The following is a 17,578-nucleotide window of genomic DNA, read 5'->3' as shown; positions in this document are numbered from 1 at the left end:
ATATTTGGATGTAAAAATCAATCAATGGCTCGTATTAGTCAGTTATATATTTACCCAATAAAATCTTTGGGTGGTATTGCATTGCAACAATCAAATCTAACCAGTCGTGGACTTGAGTTTGACCGCAGATGGATGCTTATTGATGACCAGCTGCAATTCCTTTCCCAGCGAAAGTACCCGCAAATGTGTTTGTTTGATGTCTCGCTTAAGGCCGACGGCTTACACGTTACGCATAAACCAAGCGGAGACTGCCTTATAATTCCATATTCACCGCAAACTACCGAAGAAGTTAACCTGCAAGTTTGGGATGACCTATGCTCAGGCACGTATGTATGCGAGGAAGCGGACGCGTGGTTTACCGAACATTTAGAAATAAAATGTAGGTTAGTTTACATGGCCGATAGTCAAACGCGGCAGGTTGATGAACGTTATGCCAGCCCAAGGCATATAACTTCCTTTGCAGACGGCTTCCCAATGCTATTGGTCAGCGAGGCATCGTTAATAGATTTGAATGGAAGGCTTAATAAAAAAATTGATATTAACCGCTTCAGACCAAATATTGTGATTACCGATACCGAGGCATATTTTGAAGATATATTACGACACTTTTCGGTTGAACATATTAATTTTTACGGAGTTAAACCATGCGCACGCTGCGTAATGATTAATGTTGACTCCAGCACTGCTATTACAGGCCCTGAACCATTGAAAACTTTGGCAAGCTATAGAAAAGTAAATAAGAAAGTAATGTTTGGCCAAAATCTGATTCATAATGGAACAGGAGTTATCAAAGTAGGTGATGAGCTTTTCGAACACAAATTAGGCGAGGGACCTAATTTTGAATAAAGTTGCTAGTTGTCATAAACCAAGTACAGTTTTAAGGGTTATAGAGTTATGCAAAATGTTTTTGAAATAGAAATACCTAAAAAGGACCATGCTCTTGCTGTAAAAGTTCAACGTCGTGAAAAAGCTGAGGAAGCTAATGTATTTGATTTATACTATTGCGATGAGCTGTGTGGCTGTATTTTTAAAAACGAGCACAATATTTGGATTTATGAACCGCATGCCCATGCTGGCCTGTTGTTAGATGCCGACCAAATACAGCACCTTGGCCATGAGATAGGCGAGAGGGCCTACAACAGCTAATTATCAGTTTTAAGTCATACTAGATAATTTTGAAACTAAAATAATACAGAGTTACGTATTTAAGGTTATGCGTAAAATAAAAACTGTATTACTTGCATTAATCTTAGCTATAGTCATCCAAGGCGTATCAATAGCTCAAGGCTCAAAAACAGCTACTGAAAAAGCAACTTTTGGCATGGGATGCTTTTGGTGTTCTGAGGCAATTTTTCAGCGCCTGAAAGGTGTTACAAAAGTTGAATCGGGTTATGCAGGCGGTAGTGTAAAAAATCCAACCTACGAAGCTGTATGTTCGGGCACAACAGGCCATGCCGAAGTTGTGCAGGTAACCTTCCAGCCGAGTGTTATATCTTACAAAGAACTCCTCGAGATTTTCTGGAAGATGCACGACCCTACAACTCTTAACAAACAGGGTGCTGACGTAGGGACACAATACCGTTCGGTAATATTTTATCATAATGCTCAGCAAAAGGCTCTTGCTGATACTTATAAAGCAGAACTAAATAAACAGAAGGCTTTTCCAGATCCTGTGGTGACTGCTATTGAGCCGTTTAAAAACTTTTTCGTTGCAGAAAATTACCATCAAAATTACTTTAAGCTAAATGGTAGTCAACCTTATTGCCGTATGGTAATTTTGCCAAAGGTTGATAAACTGGAAAAAGTATTTAAGCAAAAGCTCAAACAATAATCTGCCTCATTATATTGTGAATTACAGCCGTTTGTTTTTTATACAGTAATGTTTGATAAAGCTTTAATATTTAAATATAAAGTATAAATTTATCGGCTGTAAACCATAGTATTTGAGAAGAAATGATGAGTAACGAGTTAGAACGTTTAAGGGCAGTTAATCGTTTCGATGATCTTGATGCTGGCATTAAAACCGATTTAAATGAATTGGTTGAGTTGATTGCAGGTATTTGTGAAGTGCCGGTTGCACTGGTTACGCTCATTGACGATAAAATGCAATGGTTTAAGGCCTCATTGGGTGTAGGAGATTTAACATGCAACGAACGAGAGCTCTCCTTTTGTAAAGAAACAATCAACCAAACTGATGTATTGGTTGTACCCGATGCTACTAAAGATGACCGTTTTGCCAACCTGCCTGTTGTACAAAACGAGCCTCATATCAGATTCTATGCAGGTGCTCCATTAGTTACATTTGATGGGTATGCTGTGGGTACGCTTTGTGTGCTTGATGTTAAACCCTCACATCTGACGGCCTTGCAAATCAAGACTCTCAAAATTTTAAGTAAACAGGTTCTGAACCTAATTGAGCTTAATTGGAGTATGCAAAGCCTTTTAGAACAAAATTTGATAAGTCAAAGGCAAAATAAAGCATTTGAAGATTCAGAACTTAAGCTTAAAGCTATATTTGACAGTACAAAGGATATCCATATACTTATTGGGCGTAAAATGGAGGTGCTGGCTTTTAACAAAGCAGCGTATAATTACATAAAAAACAAGTACGAAAAGGATTTAAGGGTAGGCGCTCATTTGCTGAATATCACTAATCAATTGCTTACCACTGAAACAGCAAATCAAATCAAAGAAGCACTTGATGGAAAGGTTGTTGAGGTTGAATGGCAAATAAACCACGACTCACCAGCTTCCTGCTGGCTGTCTATTAGCTTTAGGCCAGTTTTTAACAATGAGGGCATTGTTACCGGCGTCGCCATAAACGCTGCTGACATCACCACTCAAAAACTGCACGCCATGCAAATTGAAGAACAAAACGCGGCATTGCAGCGAATAGCCACCATTCAATCACATGAATTGCGCCGGCCGGTGGCATCGCTATTAGGCTTACTGGAAGTTATAAAGCTTGATGAGGGTTATACTGAAAACGCCTTTTATAAAATGATTGAAACTACGGTGAACGAGCTTGACCACAAGATAAAAACTATTGTGCACGAGTCTGAGTCTACTATTAAAGAAACCAGGGAAATTATCCCCGAGATCAAAGGATCTTGCTAACCTCAGATTTCAGATAATTGGCCCAGTCATTCACTTTGAATTGATAGTTAAGCAACTCCTTAAGTTTAACACATTTTATAATTTTCCATTGCGCTAGCTCATCTTTAAAATGGGGCAGGGGAAGATTTATGTTAGCTGTAGCCTCTGTATAAAACTCTTTTTTTGAAGGGTGATGAGGCGCGCAGGCATTAATAATATAACCGTACAAACTGTTACTTGCAATCGCCATAGTAATCTCAACACAATCATCAAGGTGAATTAAGTTTACTGGCGCCTGTCCATTAGCTATGTTTTCTTTACCTGCAAAGAAACGTCCCGGATTTCTGCCGGGCCCAACAAGACCGGCAAAACGAATGACCGTTAATTTTTCCGCAAACGCATCACGTAGTATATTTTCGGCAGATAATAACGTTTTCCCGGAAAATGTATCAGGCTCAATATTGCTGAGCTCGCTCAATTCTCCGTTTATTTCAGGATAAATACCGGTGGAACTGATGAAAATAATATTCTTTATTGATTTAGTTTGAATGGCATTGACTAATGATTTAATCTTACTCAAGTAATGCTGGTGTTGACCTTCTCTAAGCTTGGGAGGTATGCTGATGACAAGTAAATCGCAATTAAAAAAATCACTTTCAGCAGGTACGTCACTGCCATTTAAATCGACAACAAATGGATTGATACCTTCGCTATTTAGCACTTCAATTTTGGACGAGGTTGTGGTTGAACCATTTACAACATAACCTTGTTCACAAAAGGCTTTTGCTAACGGAAGGCCATACCATCCGCAACCTAAGATGCTGATACTTGTCATTAAATATTTAAAGTTAGACCGCAAATTTACGCAGATTGTGAGCTATTACGACAAACCTTCACGCTTTGCAAATTCCTGTATAGTGTCTGGGTATTTCATCAAATAAGTTTGTATGCCTAACTTTTCTGCGCCCTTCAAATGTTGCGGACTATCATCTATAAATAAGGTTTCTGATGCATTTAAGCCATTTTCAAATAATACTTGCTCAAAAATAGCTTGTTCGGGTTTCCGCTTGCCGGTAAAGTGCGAATAGTAAACTTTTTCAAAAAGATGATCATTACCATCGAATCCAAAGTTATTGTTTAAATATTTCATGATAAAGTGATAGTGAATATCATTTATATTACTAAGTAAAAAAGTACGGTATTTGTCTTTTAACTTAAGAAGCAGATCGTGGTTTCCATCAGCAATGCCTATCAAAATACTGTTCCAGGCGGCATCAATCTGCTCATCCGTCAAGTCATTTTTACCGGCTTTCTCCCGAATTTTATCTCTGAATTGCGCGGAAGTAATCTGACCGCGATCAAAAGCATCAAAAACCGGATCTTGTTGTAAATGGCCAAAAAATACTTCTACATCTTTGATTCCTAAATCTTTAAGCGACTTCTGAACCCTTTCAAAATCAATACTAAATATGACGTTGCCATAGTCGAAAATGATGTTTTTTATATTTTTCATTTAAAGTTTGGGTATTTGCCACAAATATCTAAATTTGCACACCCGCAAACAAAACGGGAACACAAAAAAAGCTGCGCCTATAGCTCAGTCGGTTAGAGTAGAAGACTCATAATCTTTTGGTCCCTGGTTCGAGCCCAGGTGGGCGCACAAAGTAGACCAGTTCTACCCCCGAAAACCCCTTAAATCAGCGATTTAAGGGGTTTTTTCATTAATTATCCCCTCAATAACCCTTTGTAAAGCCAAGGTTCTCGTTACCTATCCGACTACCTGTTTTTTGTTTTTAACTTAGGTAACACAAACTGCTTCAATGAATTGAAATACAGTTTATTACAGCGTAAAAAGTTGTTTTTTAGAGCTGTTTTTTTGGAGTGCTTGTGTTACCTGTTGTGTTACCTAAAACGGGATGAAGTATGAAACATTTAAAACTCAAAAATTAAATTTTATGCAAACATCACAGTCGTTCGGTATTCATTTTACCACCCGTCCTGACAAAGCGAAAGACGGAAAAGCACCTATTTACGCCTGCGTTACTGTAAACCGCCAGCGGGCTTACATTGCGCTTAAACAAAATGTTGACCCTAAAAATTGGGATGGCTGCAAGGGCGCTGCCAAAGGCAACAAGGAGGAAGTCAAGTCCATTAATAATTACCTCGAGGAAGTAAGGCTGGCCATTGGCAATAGCTATAAGGAACTTCAAATTAAAAGGAAAATGTTATCTGCAAAAGCCGTTAAAGACTTATACCTTGGTGAGGAAGCTGAAACATATTCCCTGAGCCGCCTTATAACCTACCATAACGAGACTTCTACCGAAGACCTGAAGTGGAGTACCCTCAAACATTATTTTGTCACCCAGCGGTATTTAACGAAGTTTCTCGAAGCACAGTTTAATGCTTCAGATATTTATCTGCACCAATTAGATTTTAAGTTTGTGAAGGACTTTGAAGTGTTCCTTCGTAACCATAAGCCAAAGGATCACCAGCAGCCCTTGAACAACAACGGGGTAATGAAACATATTATTCGGTTTAAAAAAATGGTCAACCTGGCTATAAATCTTCAATGGATAACTACCGATCCGTTCGCTACTTATAAGCTGAAGATTCAAAAAGTTAACAGAGAACAATTATCGGAGAAGGAGTTATCCGATATGGAGAACAAAAAGTTATCGATAGCCCGGTTAGATATGGTAAGGGACATGTTTGTTTTTTGTTGTTACACAGGATTATCTTATGTCGATATGATAAACTTAACACCGGCCCATATCATTGCTGGTAGTGATGGGGAACGTTGGATAAGGACCTGCAGGGAAAAAACGTTGATTCCTGTAAATGTTCCATTGTTACCACCGGCTTTAAGAATATTAGACAAGTATAAAGATAATATAAGGTCAATTTCTGATGGTCGCGTTTTCCCGATAGTTTCTAACCAGAAAGTAAATAGCTATTTAAAGGAGCTCGCCGACTTATGCGAAATTACAAAAAAAGTAACATTTCATATTGCCAGGCATACTTTCGCGACTACGGTTACTCTATCCAATGGAGTACCTATTGAAACAGTGAGTAAAATTTTAGGTCATACCAAAATAACCACTACCCAAATTTATGCTAAAGTGGTGGAGAGAAAATTAAAAGAAGACATGGAGGCACTAAAAAAACGCCTTAATTAAATAGGATATATAATAAGTTACAGATGTAAAATTCCAGCATAACCCCAATAATATAATGACATCAAAACAATCGTTTTGATGTCATTATGATTAAGCAAAATTGAATAATTATTGAATTGTTAAAATCAATAATTAAAAAAGTATTTAAATCTATTTACGAATTGTATTGAACAAATTCATAAGCAATTTATCCGCATTTGAAACTGCTCTATTTAAAGTAATAGGAAATACTTGCAAAATTTATATATAGGTATTTTTAGCTCACATGTTTCTTTAATATTTTATACTGAATAATATCTGTTTGATTCGAAAGCTCAAGATAGTTTCTAAGATTTTTTAGCATTTTCTTAAATGGCTTTGATTCTATTCCGAATTTAACTATACTTTTAAAAATATAGTCTTTTTTCACAACCCGCAACAAAAGTTTGGGGTCCCAATTAAATTTTATAAACCTACTAACCAGTGATCGTCTTAAAAATTCGCAGCGGTCCCAATCAGGGATGTCATTACGCTCTTTAAATAATTTACTAAAGAAATCATGTTCCACTAATTCGTAAAGGTCATTTCCCATTATCATTTTAAACCGCTGCCAAGTAAATTGTTCGCAAATATTATTTTCGAGTGCTTGATGCAATCGTTCAAATGTAACAGTTGTTAATTCCTCTGGATCTTGAGCAGAACGCGTGAATGCTACCGAAAGGAAAAATGTGTAATTTTCAGAATAGATTAAACTTTCAGGTAATTCATCTACTTTGCTTAAATAGTCAACTATATATTTAGTACTAATATTCTTCCAAAATGTCGCTGAAGGTGATAATGTACTTGGTACAATCGCAAATAATTCCGAATTGAATTTTTTCTGCTTACTTAGATTTATAAAAGCGTTTTCTGGGTCTAATTTTATTAAATATTGCCACTGTGCATTGACGGGTTTTGAAGTATTATATAAGTGAAAATATAATTCATTGAATACCTCAGAGCCATATTTTTGCAATGATGCTTCCGCATAATTTCCATTTCCCGCCGCCAACATTTGATTTATGATTGGACGAAAATTAATATGCTTATTCCTTGAAATAGAATTCCACCATAAATCTTGAACTAAAATGTCAGCATTCCATACATCTTTAATCTGGTCAATTTCCAAATTTTCCAATAAATCCGATAACAAGTTCCTGTATATGTTTAAATTATACATCCAAATCCTAATCGGGATTCTTTTTAATAGATATTGTAATTCTGAAACCTTTTCCTGACTATATAAGATAGAAAGAAGATTGTTTAATTCATCATCCTTAACTTGTTTATTTTGCCAGGCATTTAAAATCAATTCATCAATTTTCCATTGTATAGATGAAAATATATTGTTTGAGATAATCCCGTTTAGTAAAGTGTATTGACTGAACTTTCTTTCGCGTAAAAGTTTTGCGATCAAATAAGCTTTTAATGATTTTGCTTCATTGTTTGTAAAATTTAAAGCAAAAAAACTGACTAAATCCTCAAAAGAATAATTAATATTATTTGCAAGTTCGAAAGCTTGGAAAAGTGGAAGAAATCTTTTGGGAAAACCTTCAACATCCGAGCCGTACCGTGTCATGAACTCTTCTACTGATTCAAGATTTTGATTACTATATTCTCTAATCCAGTGTGAGAAAAAATCTTTTTTTCCAACGGAGCTGATGTAATATTTATCCTTTTCGGCTTTTAATATATACTTTTCTCGCGTGGTGGGAACAACCTGTAAATCGAAAAATTCATTTCCTAAATGCCGCGGGGACATTGATCCAGTGCAAAATTTAAAGCTTCTTTTCAATCGAGGCCATTGAAATGACCATAAGTCAAGGATAGCCTCAAATAGACTTTCAGATGATCGATCTAATAGAATAAGTTTTTCCGCATTACTATATAATTCATCAGTAAGCCAAAAGAATTCATCATTAAAATATTTTGATTGTCTTTTAAAATCTTCAATTTGACATGATAAAGGAAGTGTGTATTCCCTGAACTCATTTAAATTTGGACGTTTAAAAAATAAAGTAAGTCGTTGAATGTTTTTTAAAGTCCAAAGAATTGAAATGTCAATTAATATTGTGTGTGTCCAAACACAACCTGGTCTCGGCATTTCGCTTGCATACCATGTTTTTGCAAATGCATAGTATTTGCTATTACTTAGGGGGTAACCAGTATAGTATTCTGTAAAACCAGTTTCATTCCCAGAACCTGAAAGATCACTCAACAACAGGAGCTCTTTTTTTTCAGATGAAGTTAACTCGACAGAACTTGCGAGCAATGAATGACCACCTCTGTAACCATGAAGTGATTGTTGAATTATTATATTGCCTTCTGCCATTGATTAATTATCCATTCTATGGGCGCACAAATATCATTGCTTACCTGGTCACCATCCTGAACAATTATTCGTTCAGCGGGATTATCTATATCTTGTAATTCTTCCTTTTTTTCCGGGATTTCAAGGTCGCCACCCTGAGCACTAATACCAAAAATTTTATAGTTAATTGATTCGAAATTAGTGATTAAAAACTGGTTTAGAAGTGGAAGATTAACCTGAAGCCATTTTGCTGGAGTAACTCCTTCATCTGAGACTTTATCCCAAGCCGAGATTACAATGACTAAACTTAAAGGAGTTGACGGCGATTTATCAATGTGGGCATCTAATATATCCGTTAAGATAACCTGAGTGGGCGTGTCTTCTATTTTGTAGGGAACTATTTCTTGAACTTCATTAGGATCGCTAAATATATCTACCACTGCTTTAATATCGTCTATTAATGCATGTGCTTTTAATTTTGTAGGACTAATAAATAAAACTAAAGCCCCTGTATCTTTAATACTATCGAAATATTGAGTATCCCATAGCCTTTCTGTAAACTGAGAGGCGAATGATTCTCCTGCTATATCAGGGATTTTTAAGTCAAAATACTGATTTTGACTTTTATTATACAAATGTATAGTAATATCTTTAGCTGATAATCCTGCCTGGGTTGAAGTCCTTTCTAATTGCTCACACTGAAGCCATTTTGAACTTATATTATTCAAATATGTAGCATCACTCGATAATTTATATTCATTAAAAGTTTTATTAGGATTATCTGCCGAAACAAAATGATGAAAAGCTGCGATAAATGAGGTCTTTCCGGTTTCAGGTAAACCAATAATTGTAATTAATTTTTCTACATCCGAAATCATCTTATCTCATATTTAAATTTCTGAAACGAGCGGCTGTCCTCTTTCAAGGCGAACTGGGGATCAACAAATTCATGATTCGGATTTCGACTTAAAATAAGGTCTAAAAATTTATCTAATCCGGTACCTGCTGTTATTGTATCATTTTGAGACCGAGAAGCGATCAGAATTACATTTTTTATAAGCCCAGGGAATTTTTCTTTAATTGCGGTTATAAAAAACGATTCTATTGAGTCTTGAGCACCAGCTGCGAAAACTTTGTCCCATTTAGCAATTATTAAAGTAATACCCTTATTTTGATCAAGCATCTTATTTTGAACAGCTCTACTAATTAGGTTGATTGCATCATTTTTTACTGAATGGCGTGTGCCCTTGTTTAGCAGGGTGTCTCCATCCGCGATGTAGCAAACATGAGTTGAAGTCTTAATAACCTTCAAACCCAGCATTTCCTCATCCGAATTACGCGCAGCTTGGAATCGTTCACCGTTAGCATCTGCAAAAAGCAGATGGTTGATGGGGGTAGTTAATGATTTATGTCTAACCGCTAAATGCAAGTAAACGAAATCTTTAGTGTTAGTCCTTTCAGTATTGGATTGTTTATTCTGCGAAATTATTCTTGCATGGTGGCAACGTTTTTCAAAGCCAACTGATGTTTTGGTTCCTGCAAAGTAGTAATTTCCACAACCGCCTTTTTGAAATCTATCGAAAAGGGATGCATACAAGGTTGACTTTCCACATTCAGGGTCCCCCATTAGTAGCACTAAGTTTGCTGGATTCTTGTAGGTAATTACACTTATTTGTTCTTCTGTATATTCAACGTTGGGATCAAGGGAAATTGTTTCTTGAACAGTTGTAATATCTTCAAATTCGAGGGAATTTTCTATACTGGATTTTAAAACATCGGTCAAATTATCGCAATCACTAAGATGCCCTTCCATGCAAATGTTATTTTTCACAAAGGAACAACCCGGCTGGGTGCAAATTTTAACATATTCTTCTGCCATACTATTCGGAAACGTTAAAAGTTTTGAAAATGCGCAAAAGGGATAATTCCTTGTATAGTTGTCCTGAAAACTGTTGCAACGAGAGTGTTCTTTCTAAATTGATACCTGTCGTCTTTATAAATATAGCTTTCCATTCAACATCGGCATACTCAATTGCAGTTTGTAGACCAAATAAAAAAGGGCAGAAACTGGTTAGTCTTACGTCAATTTTAGGCAATTCTTGTTTTAGCTCTTCGGTATAATTAGTGATACCACCAATCAGATCACCAAGTGGTCGTTCAACAGCTTGCTCAGGAGATAAAATTGAAAGTGGTCTATTTATAATGTTATCAACTTTACCGATTCCTGGGATTATTTTAGTATGTCTTGCTAATTCTATAGCAACAACAATACTTAAACCTTCAGGTGAAAGTAACTGAAATGGCTTTTTTAGTAGGTCGCTATATCCGCCAAATAACCACCACAAAACATTGGTTTCTTCCGCTACTGCGCTATAGGCAGTTTGTAACTTACTTGTATAGTCAATTAAAGAATTATAGCCGTTAATTACGGCATTGGCATCTTTTACTAAACTGGTTATACTTGAATTTAGTGAAGTTTTAAATGTTTGGAAACTATCGGAATCAGGATAAGGTGTACCCTCAACTGCCGGCAATACAACTTTCGCCAAACTTGCCTTTATTTTTACCGGAGTTTTAGGAAAAATAACCGATCTCTTTCTTTCACATTCTTCAATCCAAAAATTAGCAGAGTAATTGTACAATTGAGGGAAAATTTCTTGTGGACTTAAAGCATGTGTAATTACACTTAATCCTAAAAAGTCACTGATAAAAGTAGAATTTTGTTCTATTTTTTCGATAATGAGAAGGCCTAATAGCAACCTAAGTAAGTTGTTATTTTTTACTAAAAAATTTTCATCATCCGTTTTGAATTCTTCAACAACCGACAAGTATTCACTGTTTTCTTCTTTAACTATTCCCCAATAAATTTTAATGTACAAAACCCATTTTAAAATATCAGTTTCCGGGAGCAACCTATCTATGGTTGCTCTACGCATTTTTAATTCTTCAGGTGAAGCGTCTCTTTTAATCCCTTCGGTGTAATGGTCAGGAAATAAATCTTTGGCCGAGTAATTCATTTTTAGTTTTTAAATGGGTTTGGTTCAATTTTTTCGTTAAATAATTTACTCCATAAATCAGATAATAAGTTCCGCTCTTTAGCGCGAACTAAAAATTTACCAGTAAGTTCTTCTGCATTGTTATTTTCAAATGTTTCGCCTTGTTCGACCAGGTTTAAGTCACTTGCAATTTTAAATCGCGTTGTTAATGGCAGGACAAAATATGCTTGTAAAATCTTCATACCAGGTTTCATATCGTCTGTAAATTCAGGTAATTTTGGTAGTACTGATTCTTCATGATCTCTTCCAATAATTGCGGTTAGACTATTTATGTCAGTAATTTTCTTCTTTACACCCAATGCAGGCTTGATTGATACATTTTCCCTCTTTAAACGTTTATGAAGTGCCTCAACCTGACCAATGTCTGAGAGGTCATAATGTGTAAACTGTTGTAAAAAAGTTGGTATATATTGTTTATCATCTGCCTTCAACAGAACGGGTATAAACTTCATGTTTTTAAAATCATTTTGATAGATTTCAGTCGAAGTTAAAGTTGCTTCCCATTTGGCTCCCAAACCTGACCCATCTTTCTCCTTATTTTCATAACGCTCTAAATACTTTTTAGAAGCGACAACAAGTACGAAATTTGATTCACGTATGTTTTCTTCCATCCAATTTGGCCATCCCCGTTCAGGGTTGCCATCTTCTACATATTGGTCGCAAGTACAGTCAATCCAATTTTCTAATAAATCGTTGCAAAAATTTAGAACTGCCAATTCATGTTCTGGGGTATCATGGGCATAGCTGGTAAATACCTTAGGTATAAATTTCGTCATCAAATAATAAGGATTAAGTTTTTACTACTAAGTTATATGTTTTTTTAGAAATGCCTCTATTAATCCACATGGCACAATGATGGGTTTTTTTGAAATGTATATTTCTATTTTTTTCCCGATGACGGAATATTTGCCATTAAAAGTGCCCCCCATAAAGTTAAAGGAAAAACTTCCGTCACTTTGAGTTCCAGAATAATTAACATTATATGTAGAAGCTTCGGTTATTGCCCAGTTATATAAAGCAAGAGGATCAGCGTTTGTATTAAAAATAAATCTACAACCCATGTTGTGTTTTAAAAGATATTATGCTAAAATACTAATTGTATTGCTCGGATCATATTAAATAAAATACCTACCTCCTACATGAGGTGTGTTTTTTTGATTTTTCTCTTTCCCAAATTTGCTATGCTAAATTTTAAGCTATGGCAAATCATAATGAAAATCAAAATGACTTTCCTAAAGTTAACCGCGATCAATTAATCACAGTCCAGGACCTGATCGATTTTAAACAGCAACTCATTATTGATATAAAAAAGTTGCTCAAAGAACAATCGGGCATGCCTGGTCATCACTGGCTAAAAGCATTCGAGATCAAAAAAATGCTTCGGCTTTCTGAAAGCAAACTACAATATCTCAGGGATAAGGGTTTGATTCCCTTCAAAAAACTGGGAGGTATAACCTATTACAATTCCGATGAAATTGAAAAACTGATGGCTTCAGGCAAGTTGAATGACCAGATGAATTTGGCATGAAACGGAAAGCTAAACGTACCATTCCCAGGCAGTCAAAAGAAGTCAGAAAATGCGGTCAAAATCCTATGCAGGTTCATGATGGTTTGGGTACAACTATGCCGCCAGATCAGGTTGTTTTACTAATCTATTTTGACCAAAAAGGGGAAGCCGAATTGGCTGAAAAGTTCTTTAATGAGCATCAGCTTCGGAGTTGGAAAACGCCTACCGGTGGCATTATCTACAATTGGAAAGTTTGCGCAACTGAGTGGATATTTAATTATCGACAGGAAGAAAAACGCAGGTTAAGGCAGTCGCTATTTTATAGTGATTCGTATTAAATGAATGAGGTTAAACAAATCCGAATCGAGGACTTTGTGAGGACGAGATTGCATTTTTCAGCAATCAGCAAGATAAACGTTTGTCGGACAAACGGATCTTGCCCTTTCCCTCCAAAGTCGGTGCGGGGATTCTAAAAATCCTCCGAAGTCGGATTTTAAAAATGATTTGATCTATGGAACATGAAGAGGAAAATCGTGACAGAAAGGTCACTACTCGATTTAAACCTGAAGAGTATTTAATGATAGATCGCAGGTTTAAAAAGACCCGGTTCCGCAAAATGAGCGAGTACATCAGGTCTGTTTTATTAGAGAAACCAGTTACGGTAAATTATAGAAATAAATCGATGGACGAAATGTTGGAAGAGCTTGCTTTATTAAGGCGGGAACTCAGTGCTATCGGGAATAATTTGAATCAAGCTGTACGTCAAATTAATGCTGCCCACGGCACGGCAGATAATCGGTTATGGATGAGTTTACTTTCAATAATCGGTTCCAAAGTTGACCACGCCATTAATCATATCAAAGACCGGATGCAAAACTTTTCAGAACTATGGTCGCAAAAATTAAAACCGGAAGAAGTATCATCGGCGCAATAAATTACAATGAGCATAAGGTGCGTTTGGGTAAAGCCGAATTGATCATGGCACAAGGGTATCTGAAAGAACCGAAAAGTTTATCTTTTAGTGATAAACTTAATCGCTTAACAGACCTAACAGATCGTAACGAACGGACGCAGGTCAACACGTTGCATGTATCATTAAATTTTGCAGTTGGCGAAGTTTTAGACAAAATTCTACTTCAGCAGATCGCAGATGATTACATGGAAGGCTTGGGCTTTGGCGGGCAGCCTTATTTAGTTTACCAGCATAATGATGCCGGGCATCCCCACCTTCATATAGTTACGACAAATATTAAACCTGATGGGGAAAGAATTAGCTTTCACTTATTGGCAAATAAAGCTTCTGAAGAATCGCGCAAAAATGTAGAGCAAACTTTTAACCTCATTAAAGCCGAAGACCAGAAGCAATCGAGTCAAGTGATAAGCCCTATATCACTGGATCAGGTTGCTTATGGTAAAACTGATACTAAACGAGCGATCACCAATGTGGTAAACGAAATTATTCGCGCATATAAATTTACCAGTGTTCCCGAGTTCAATGCCTTACTTAATCAATTTAATATCACTGCGGACCGTGGCTCCAAAGATTCCCGAATGTTTGCCAAAAACGGATTGATTTATTGGGTCATTGACGCTAATGGACAAAAAACAGGGGTACCTATCAAGGCAAGTAGTATTTATGGAAAGCCTACAATGAATAATCTTAATGATCGGTTTAAACTTAATGCAGCCATAAGGAAAATAAGTAAACCAGATTTAACAAAAACAATTGACGGTGCCCTTAGCAGATCGCTAACTATGAATGATTTTCAAAATAAGCTCAAAAGGCAAATGATCGATGTTGTCTTGAGGCGTAATGATGAAGGTCGCTTATACGGCATTACATTTATCGATCACAGGGCAAAAACAGTGTTTAACGGTAGTGACCTTGGCAAAGCTTATAGTGCTGGCATGCTATCCGCAAAATTAGGTAATGAGAAATCGGTCGTTTCAACTAATACGAACAATTACATTAAGAGTAAGCCATTTGATAAGGTTCAGCATGTCTCATCGGAAAGGGCAGTTGAGAATCATAATACTTTTTTTGAAAGCCTGTTTCACGAAGAATATCAGGATCAATCTGCATTTCAAAAATTAAATCAAAAGAAACGCCGCAAAAAGCGGCCTGGTCAAAATCTATAAATCATATTTTATGCAAACAGGCGAAAATGAACAAGCCTTACGTAAGATCATGGATTTTACAAGGCTACTAAGTATAGCTGTTTTAATTCTGCATTTCTATTTAAGGTGTTATGCTGCATTTCAACAAATGGCCCTGACAAAGCCAATCATAGATCAGGTGCTTCGACCACTATCTACTATGCAGGTTTTTAAAAGCATCTTGTTGGCAAAATCTTTTGCGCTCTTCCTGCTTTTAGTTTCGTTGATCGGTACAAAAGGAAAAAAGGATGAAAAAATAACGACCAGAGAGATCGTAGGGTATACCATGGTCGGTCTCGTGATCTATTTTTTCAGTTGGATATTTCTAAAGTTGCCATATAAAATCATAACAGTCAGTTTATTATATGTAGGGTTTACCTGTTTAGGTTACTTGATTTTGATGAAAGGTGTTAGTAAGGCTTTTAGGAAACTGAAGTTGGCTTTAGATAAAGATATATTCAATAAATACAATGAGTCGTTCCCTCAAGAGCAGCGCCTGTTAGAAAATGAGTTTTCAGTTAATCTACCGGCCCAGTATCAGTTCCGCAGTAAAACTTATAATAGTTGGGTAAATATTATCAATCCTTTCAGGGGGACTTTAGTTGGCGGTAGCCCCGGTTCTGGTAAATCGTATTTTGTAATTCGACATATTATTACCCAGCATATCAAAAAAGCTTTTACCATGCTGGTCTATGATTTTAAATACGATGACCTGTCTAAGATCGTATTTAATGCTCTGCGCAAATATGGGCATCTCTACCCAGTTAAACCGACCTTATATGTGATCAACTTGGAACAGATCATGCACCGTTCAAATCCATTGGAGCCGCACACAATGGTCGATATTACCGATGCCATAGACTCCAGCAGGACGATCATGCTTGGCCTTAACCGGGAATGGATAAAAAAACAAGGGGATTTCTTTGTGGAATCACCAATCAACTTTGTTACGGCCATCATGTGGTTTTTAAAAAAATATGAGAACGGTAGGTACTGTACATTACCACATGTTATTGAATTGGCGCAAGCAGATTACAAGGAACTTTTTCAGGTGCTTCTACAGGAACCGGAAATAGAGGTACTGATCAATCCTTTTATTTCCGCCTGGCGCAATGAGGCTTTCGAACAATTGGAAGGACAGGTAGCCAGCGCAAAAATTAGCCTGGCGAGGTTATCATCACCACAATTATATTACGTGCTAAGCGGCAATGATTTTTCTTTAGACATCAATAATCCAAAAGAACCTAAAATTGTATGCCTGGCTAATAATCCACAAAAGTCGCAGGTAAATGGCGCTGTATTATCCCTTTATGTGAACAGGATCAACAAATTGGTGAATCGAAAGAACCAGCAGAAATGCAGCATGATCTTCGATGAGTTCCCGACCATTTACTTTAATGGTATAGATAATTTGATCGCTACCGCGAGGTCGAATAAAGTTGCCGTTACGCTTGCTGTGCAAGATTACAGTCAACTAAAAAAAGATTATGGACGTGATCAGGCCGAGGTGATCATGAATATTGTAGGTAACATCATTTTTGGCCAGGTTACTGGCGATACGGCCAAACAGCTATCAGAACGATTTGGAAAAATTAACCAACAAAAGGAAAGTGTATCGGTCAATAGTTCAGACACTTCGGTAAGTAAGTCTGTTCAATTAGATTATGCAATTCCATCATCAAAGATCGCAGGCTTGTCTTCCGGTGAGTTTGTTGGAATGGTAGCAGATGACCCAACCAATAAGATTGAGCTAAAAACTTTTCATAATGAAATACAAAATGATCACGCAGCCTTGAAGAAAGAAGAAGAGGCTTATGAAAATATTCCAGATGTGCGAAAAGTGTCTTTGGAAGAGGTTCATATGAACTACCAGCAAATAAAAATGGACATCAAAAACATATTGATGGCTATTACTCAAAATTGTTGATATATAATTAGTTAAAATATGAGGGTTTAGGGTAGCGTTCCAATGAATAAAATGTAAACGGTTTTTCTACATTAATATATTAAATCAATAGTTAATTAAGTGGATATGGTCTTGTAGTTATAAAAATTTATTAAAAATCCGCCTGCAAAGTGGCTACCATATCACTACTGTTTTGAAATTCATAGTTGTCGTTATTTTGATGTGACAACAAACTGATTTTTTAACCACTTATTTCGCTCGAAATAATACAAAACAGGAAGGGTGTTAGTGACAAAGAGTATTTTATTAAAACTGCGGGATACGTACCTGCCAGTAGCAGACGCTACTAAG

General features: G+C 36.4%; 18 protein-coding genes and 1 tRNA gene. 11 read left to right on the top strand and 8 right to left on the bottom strand.

The annotated features are described in order from the left end of the window. Positions 1-24: 24 nt before the first annotated feature. The 4 genes from QZ407_RS07555 (at position 25) to QZ407_RS07540 (ending at position 3,117) form a co-directional block, all read left to right on the top strand. Positions 25-846, top strand: a complete 822-nt coding sequence (locus tag QZ407_RS07555) for an MOSC N-terminal beta barrel domain-containing protein (RefSeq protein WP_295769331.1) — start codon at positions 25-27, stop codon at positions 844-846. Positions 847-894: 48 nt separating this feature from the next. Next, complete coding sequence (locus tag QZ407_RS07550) at positions 895-1,146, top strand: hypothetical protein (protein ID WP_295769330.1); 252 nt, start codon at positions 895-897, stop codon at positions 1,144-1,146. Positions 1,147-1,213: 67 nt separating this feature from the next. Further along, positions 1,214-1,831, top strand: coding sequence for a peptide-methionine (S)-S-oxide reductase MsrA (msrA, locus tag QZ407_RS07545; protein ID WP_295769329.1), 618 nt, complete (start codon positions 1,214-1,216; stop codon positions 1,829-1,831). A 122-nt stretch (positions 1,832-1,953) separates the two neighbouring features. After that, complete coding sequence (locus QZ407_RS07540; RefSeq protein ID WP_295769328.1) at positions 1,954-3,117, top strand: GAF domain-containing protein; 1,164 nt, start codon at positions 1,954-1,956, stop codon at positions 3,115-3,117. Here the strand turns inward: QZ407_RS07540 and QZ407_RS07535 are convergent. After that, complete coding sequence (locus tag QZ407_RS07535) at positions 3,101-3,931, bottom strand: SDR family oxidoreductase (protein WP_295769326.1); 831 nt, start codon at positions 3,929-3,931, stop codon at positions 3,101-3,103. The genes QZ407_RS07540 and QZ407_RS07535 overlap by 17 nt on opposite strands. 45 nt (positions 3,932-3,976) lie before the next feature. Continuing rightward, on the bottom strand, positions 3,977-4,609 hold the full coding sequence (locus QZ407_RS07530) for an HAD family phosphatase (RefSeq protein ID WP_295769325.1): 633 nt from the start codon (positions 4,607-4,609) through the stop codon (positions 3,977-3,979). A gap of 73 nt (positions 4,610-4,682) precedes the next feature. Between QZ407_RS07530 and QZ407_RS07525 the strand changes: the two genes are divergently transcribed. Then, positions 4,683-4,756 (top strand) — tRNA-Ile (locus QZ407_RS07525). Between the two features lie 295 nt (positions 4,757-5,051). Next, entirely contained in the window at positions 5,052-6,272 is a 1,221-nt protein-coding gene (locus tag QZ407_RS07520) for a site-specific integrase (protein WP_295769323.1), read from the top strand. Positions 6,273-6,528: 256 nt separating this feature from the next. On the opposite strand, the gene QZ407_RS07515 is transcribed toward QZ407_RS07520, so the two are convergent. From QZ407_RS07515 to QZ407_RS07490, 6 genes are read right to left on the bottom strand one after another with little or no spacing between them, the layout of a single operon-like run. Further along, positions 6,529-8,622, bottom strand: coding sequence for a hypothetical protein (locus tag QZ407_RS07515; RefSeq protein WP_295769321.1), 2,094 nt, complete (start codon positions 8,620-8,622; stop codon positions 6,529-6,531). Then, positions 8,604-9,479 (bottom strand): hypothetical protein, encoded by an 876-nt coding sequence (locus QZ407_RS07510; protein WP_295769318.1) that lies wholly within the window; start codon positions 9,477-9,479, stop codon positions 8,604-8,606. The genes QZ407_RS07515 and QZ407_RS07510 overlap by 19 nt, the downstream gene beginning before the upstream one ends. Then, positions 9,476-10,480 (bottom strand): hypothetical protein, encoded by a 1,005-nt coding sequence (locus tag QZ407_RS07505; RefSeq protein WP_295769316.1) that lies wholly within the window; start codon positions 10,478-10,480, stop codon positions 9,476-9,478. Before QZ407_RS07505 ends, QZ407_RS07510 begins: the two co-directional genes overlap by 4 nt. 1 nt (position 10,481) lies before the next feature. Continuing rightward, positions 10,482-11,618 (bottom strand): GTPase-associated system all-helical protein GASH, encoded by a 1,137-nt coding sequence (locus QZ407_RS07500; protein ID WP_295769314.1) that lies wholly within the window; start codon positions 11,616-11,618, stop codon positions 10,482-10,484. Positions 11,619-11,620: 2 nt separating this feature from the next. Next, the gene (locus QZ407_RS07495) at positions 11,621-12,433 is read right to left on the bottom strand and encodes an SEFIR domain-containing protein (RefSeq protein WP_295769313.1); all 813 of its coding nucleotides are present in this window, start codon (positions 12,431-12,433) and stop codon (positions 11,621-11,623) included. Positions 12,434-12,460: 27 nt separating this feature from the next. After that, the gene (locus QZ407_RS07490) at positions 12,461-12,718 is read right to left on the bottom strand and encodes a hypothetical protein (RefSeq protein ID WP_295769312.1); all 258 of its coding nucleotides are present in this window, start codon (positions 12,716-12,718) and stop codon (positions 12,461-12,463) included. 137 nt (positions 12,719-12,855) lie between these two features. On the opposite strand from QZ407_RS07490, the gene QZ407_RS07485 reads away from it, so the two are divergent. The 5 genes from QZ407_RS07485 to mobC (QZ407_RS07465) all read left to right on the top strand — a co-directional run bounded on the left by QZ407_RS07485 (position 12,856) and on the right by mobC (QZ407_RS07465) (position 17,248). After that, a complete protein-coding gene (locus QZ407_RS07485; RefSeq protein WP_295769311.1) occupies positions 12,856-13,185 on the top strand; it encodes a helix-turn-helix domain-containing protein in 330 nt (109 codons plus the stop codon). Next, positions 13,182-13,502: a hypothetical protein gene (locus tag QZ407_RS07480; RefSeq protein WP_295769310.1), complete on the top strand. Its 321-nt coding sequence runs from the start codon at positions 13,182-13,184 to the stop codon at positions 13,500-13,502. Before QZ407_RS07485 ends, QZ407_RS07480 begins: the two co-directional genes overlap by 4 nt. Before the next feature lie 173 nt (positions 13,503-13,675). Further along, complete coding sequence (gene mobC, locus QZ407_RS07475; RefSeq protein ID WP_295769309.1) at positions 13,676-14,098, top strand: plasmid mobilization relaxosome protein MobC; 423 nt, start codon at positions 13,676-13,678, stop codon at positions 14,096-14,098. Beyond that, positions 14,053-15,303, top strand: a complete 1,251-nt coding sequence (locus tag QZ407_RS07470) for a relaxase/mobilization nuclease domain-containing protein (RefSeq protein ID WP_295769308.1) — start codon at positions 14,053-14,055, stop codon at positions 15,301-15,303. The genes mobC (QZ407_RS07475) and QZ407_RS07470 overlap by 46 nt, the downstream gene beginning before the upstream one ends. Positions 15,304-15,313: 10 nt before the next feature. After that, entirely contained in the window at positions 15,314-17,248 is a 1,935-nt protein-coding gene (gene mobC, locus QZ407_RS07465; RefSeq protein WP_295769307.1) for a conjugal transfer protein MobC, read from the top strand. The last annotated feature ends 330 nt before the right edge of the window (positions 17,249-17,578 follow it).

This window comes from uncultured Mucilaginibacter sp., from assembly GCF_913773635.1.
Taxonomy (GTDB): Bacteria; Bacteroidota; Bacteroidia; order Sphingobacteriales; family Sphingobacteriaceae; genus Mucilaginibacter.
Note: the sequence above shows the minus strand (reverse complement) of the source record. Positions and strands in the feature narration are given on the sequence as shown.

Coding starts and splice junctions, on each gene's coding strand:
- QZ407_RS07530 (WP_295769325.1), bottom strand. CDS start 4,609: ATGAAAAATATAAAAAACATCATTTTCGACTATGGCAACGTCATATTT.
- msrA (WP_295769329.1), top strand. CDS start 1,214: ATGCGTAAAATAAAAACTGTATTACTTGCATTAATCTTAGCTATAGTC.
- mobC (WP_295769307.1), top strand. CDS start 15,314: ATGCAAACAGGCGAAAATGAACAAGCCTTACGTAAGATCATGGATTTT.
- QZ407_RS07500 (WP_295769314.1), bottom strand. CDS start 11,618: ATGAATTACTCGGCCAAAGATTTATTTCCTGACCATTACACCGAAGGG.
- QZ407_RS07490 (WP_295769312.1), bottom strand. CDS start 12,718: ATGGGTTGTAGATTTATTTTTAATACAAACGCTGATCCTCTTGCTTTA.
- QZ407_RS07470 (WP_295769308.1), top strand. CDS start 14,053: ATGGTCGCAAAAATTAAAACCGGAAGAAGTATCATCGGCGCAATAAAT.
- QZ407_RS07555 (WP_295769331.1), top strand. CDS start 25: ATGGCTCGTATTAGTCAGTTATATATTTACCCAATAAAATCTTTGGGT.
- mobC (WP_295769309.1), top strand. CDS start 13,676: ATGGAACATGAAGAGGAAAATCGTGACAGAAAGGTCACTACTCGATTT.
- QZ407_RS07515 (WP_295769321.1), bottom strand. CDS start 8,622: ATGGCAGAAGGCAATATAATAATTCAACAATCACTTCATGGTTACAGA.
- QZ407_RS07550 (WP_295769330.1), top strand. CDS start 895: ATGCAAAATGTTTTTGAAATAGAAATACCTAAAAAGGACCATGCTCTT.
- QZ407_RS07540 (WP_295769328.1), top strand. CDS start 1,954: ATGATGAGTAACGAGTTAGAACGTTTAAGGGCAGTTAATCGTTTCGAT.
- QZ407_RS07535 (WP_295769326.1), bottom strand. CDS start 3,931: ATGACAAGTATCAGCATCTTAGGTTGCGGATGGTATGGCCTTCCGTTA.
- QZ407_RS07480 (WP_295769310.1), top strand. CDS start 13,182: ATGAAACGGAAAGCTAAACGTACCATTCCCAGGCAGTCAAAAGAAGTC.
- QZ407_RS07520 (WP_295769323.1), top strand. CDS start 5,052: ATGCAAACATCACAGTCGTTCGGTATTCATTTTACCACCCGTCCTGAC.
- QZ407_RS07485 (WP_295769311.1), top strand. CDS start 12,856: ATGGCAAATCATAATGAAAATCAAAATGACTTTCCTAAAGTTAACCGC.
- QZ407_RS07505 (WP_295769316.1), bottom strand. CDS start 10,480: ATGGCAGAAGAATATGTTAAAATTTGCACCCAGCCGGGTTGTTCCTTT.
- QZ407_RS07510 (WP_295769318.1), bottom strand. CDS start 9,479: ATGATTTCGGATGTAGAAAAATTAATTACAATTATTGGTTTACCTGAA.
- QZ407_RS07495 (WP_295769313.1), bottom strand. CDS start 12,433: ATGACGAAATTTATACCTAAGGTATTTACCAGCTATGCCCATGATACC.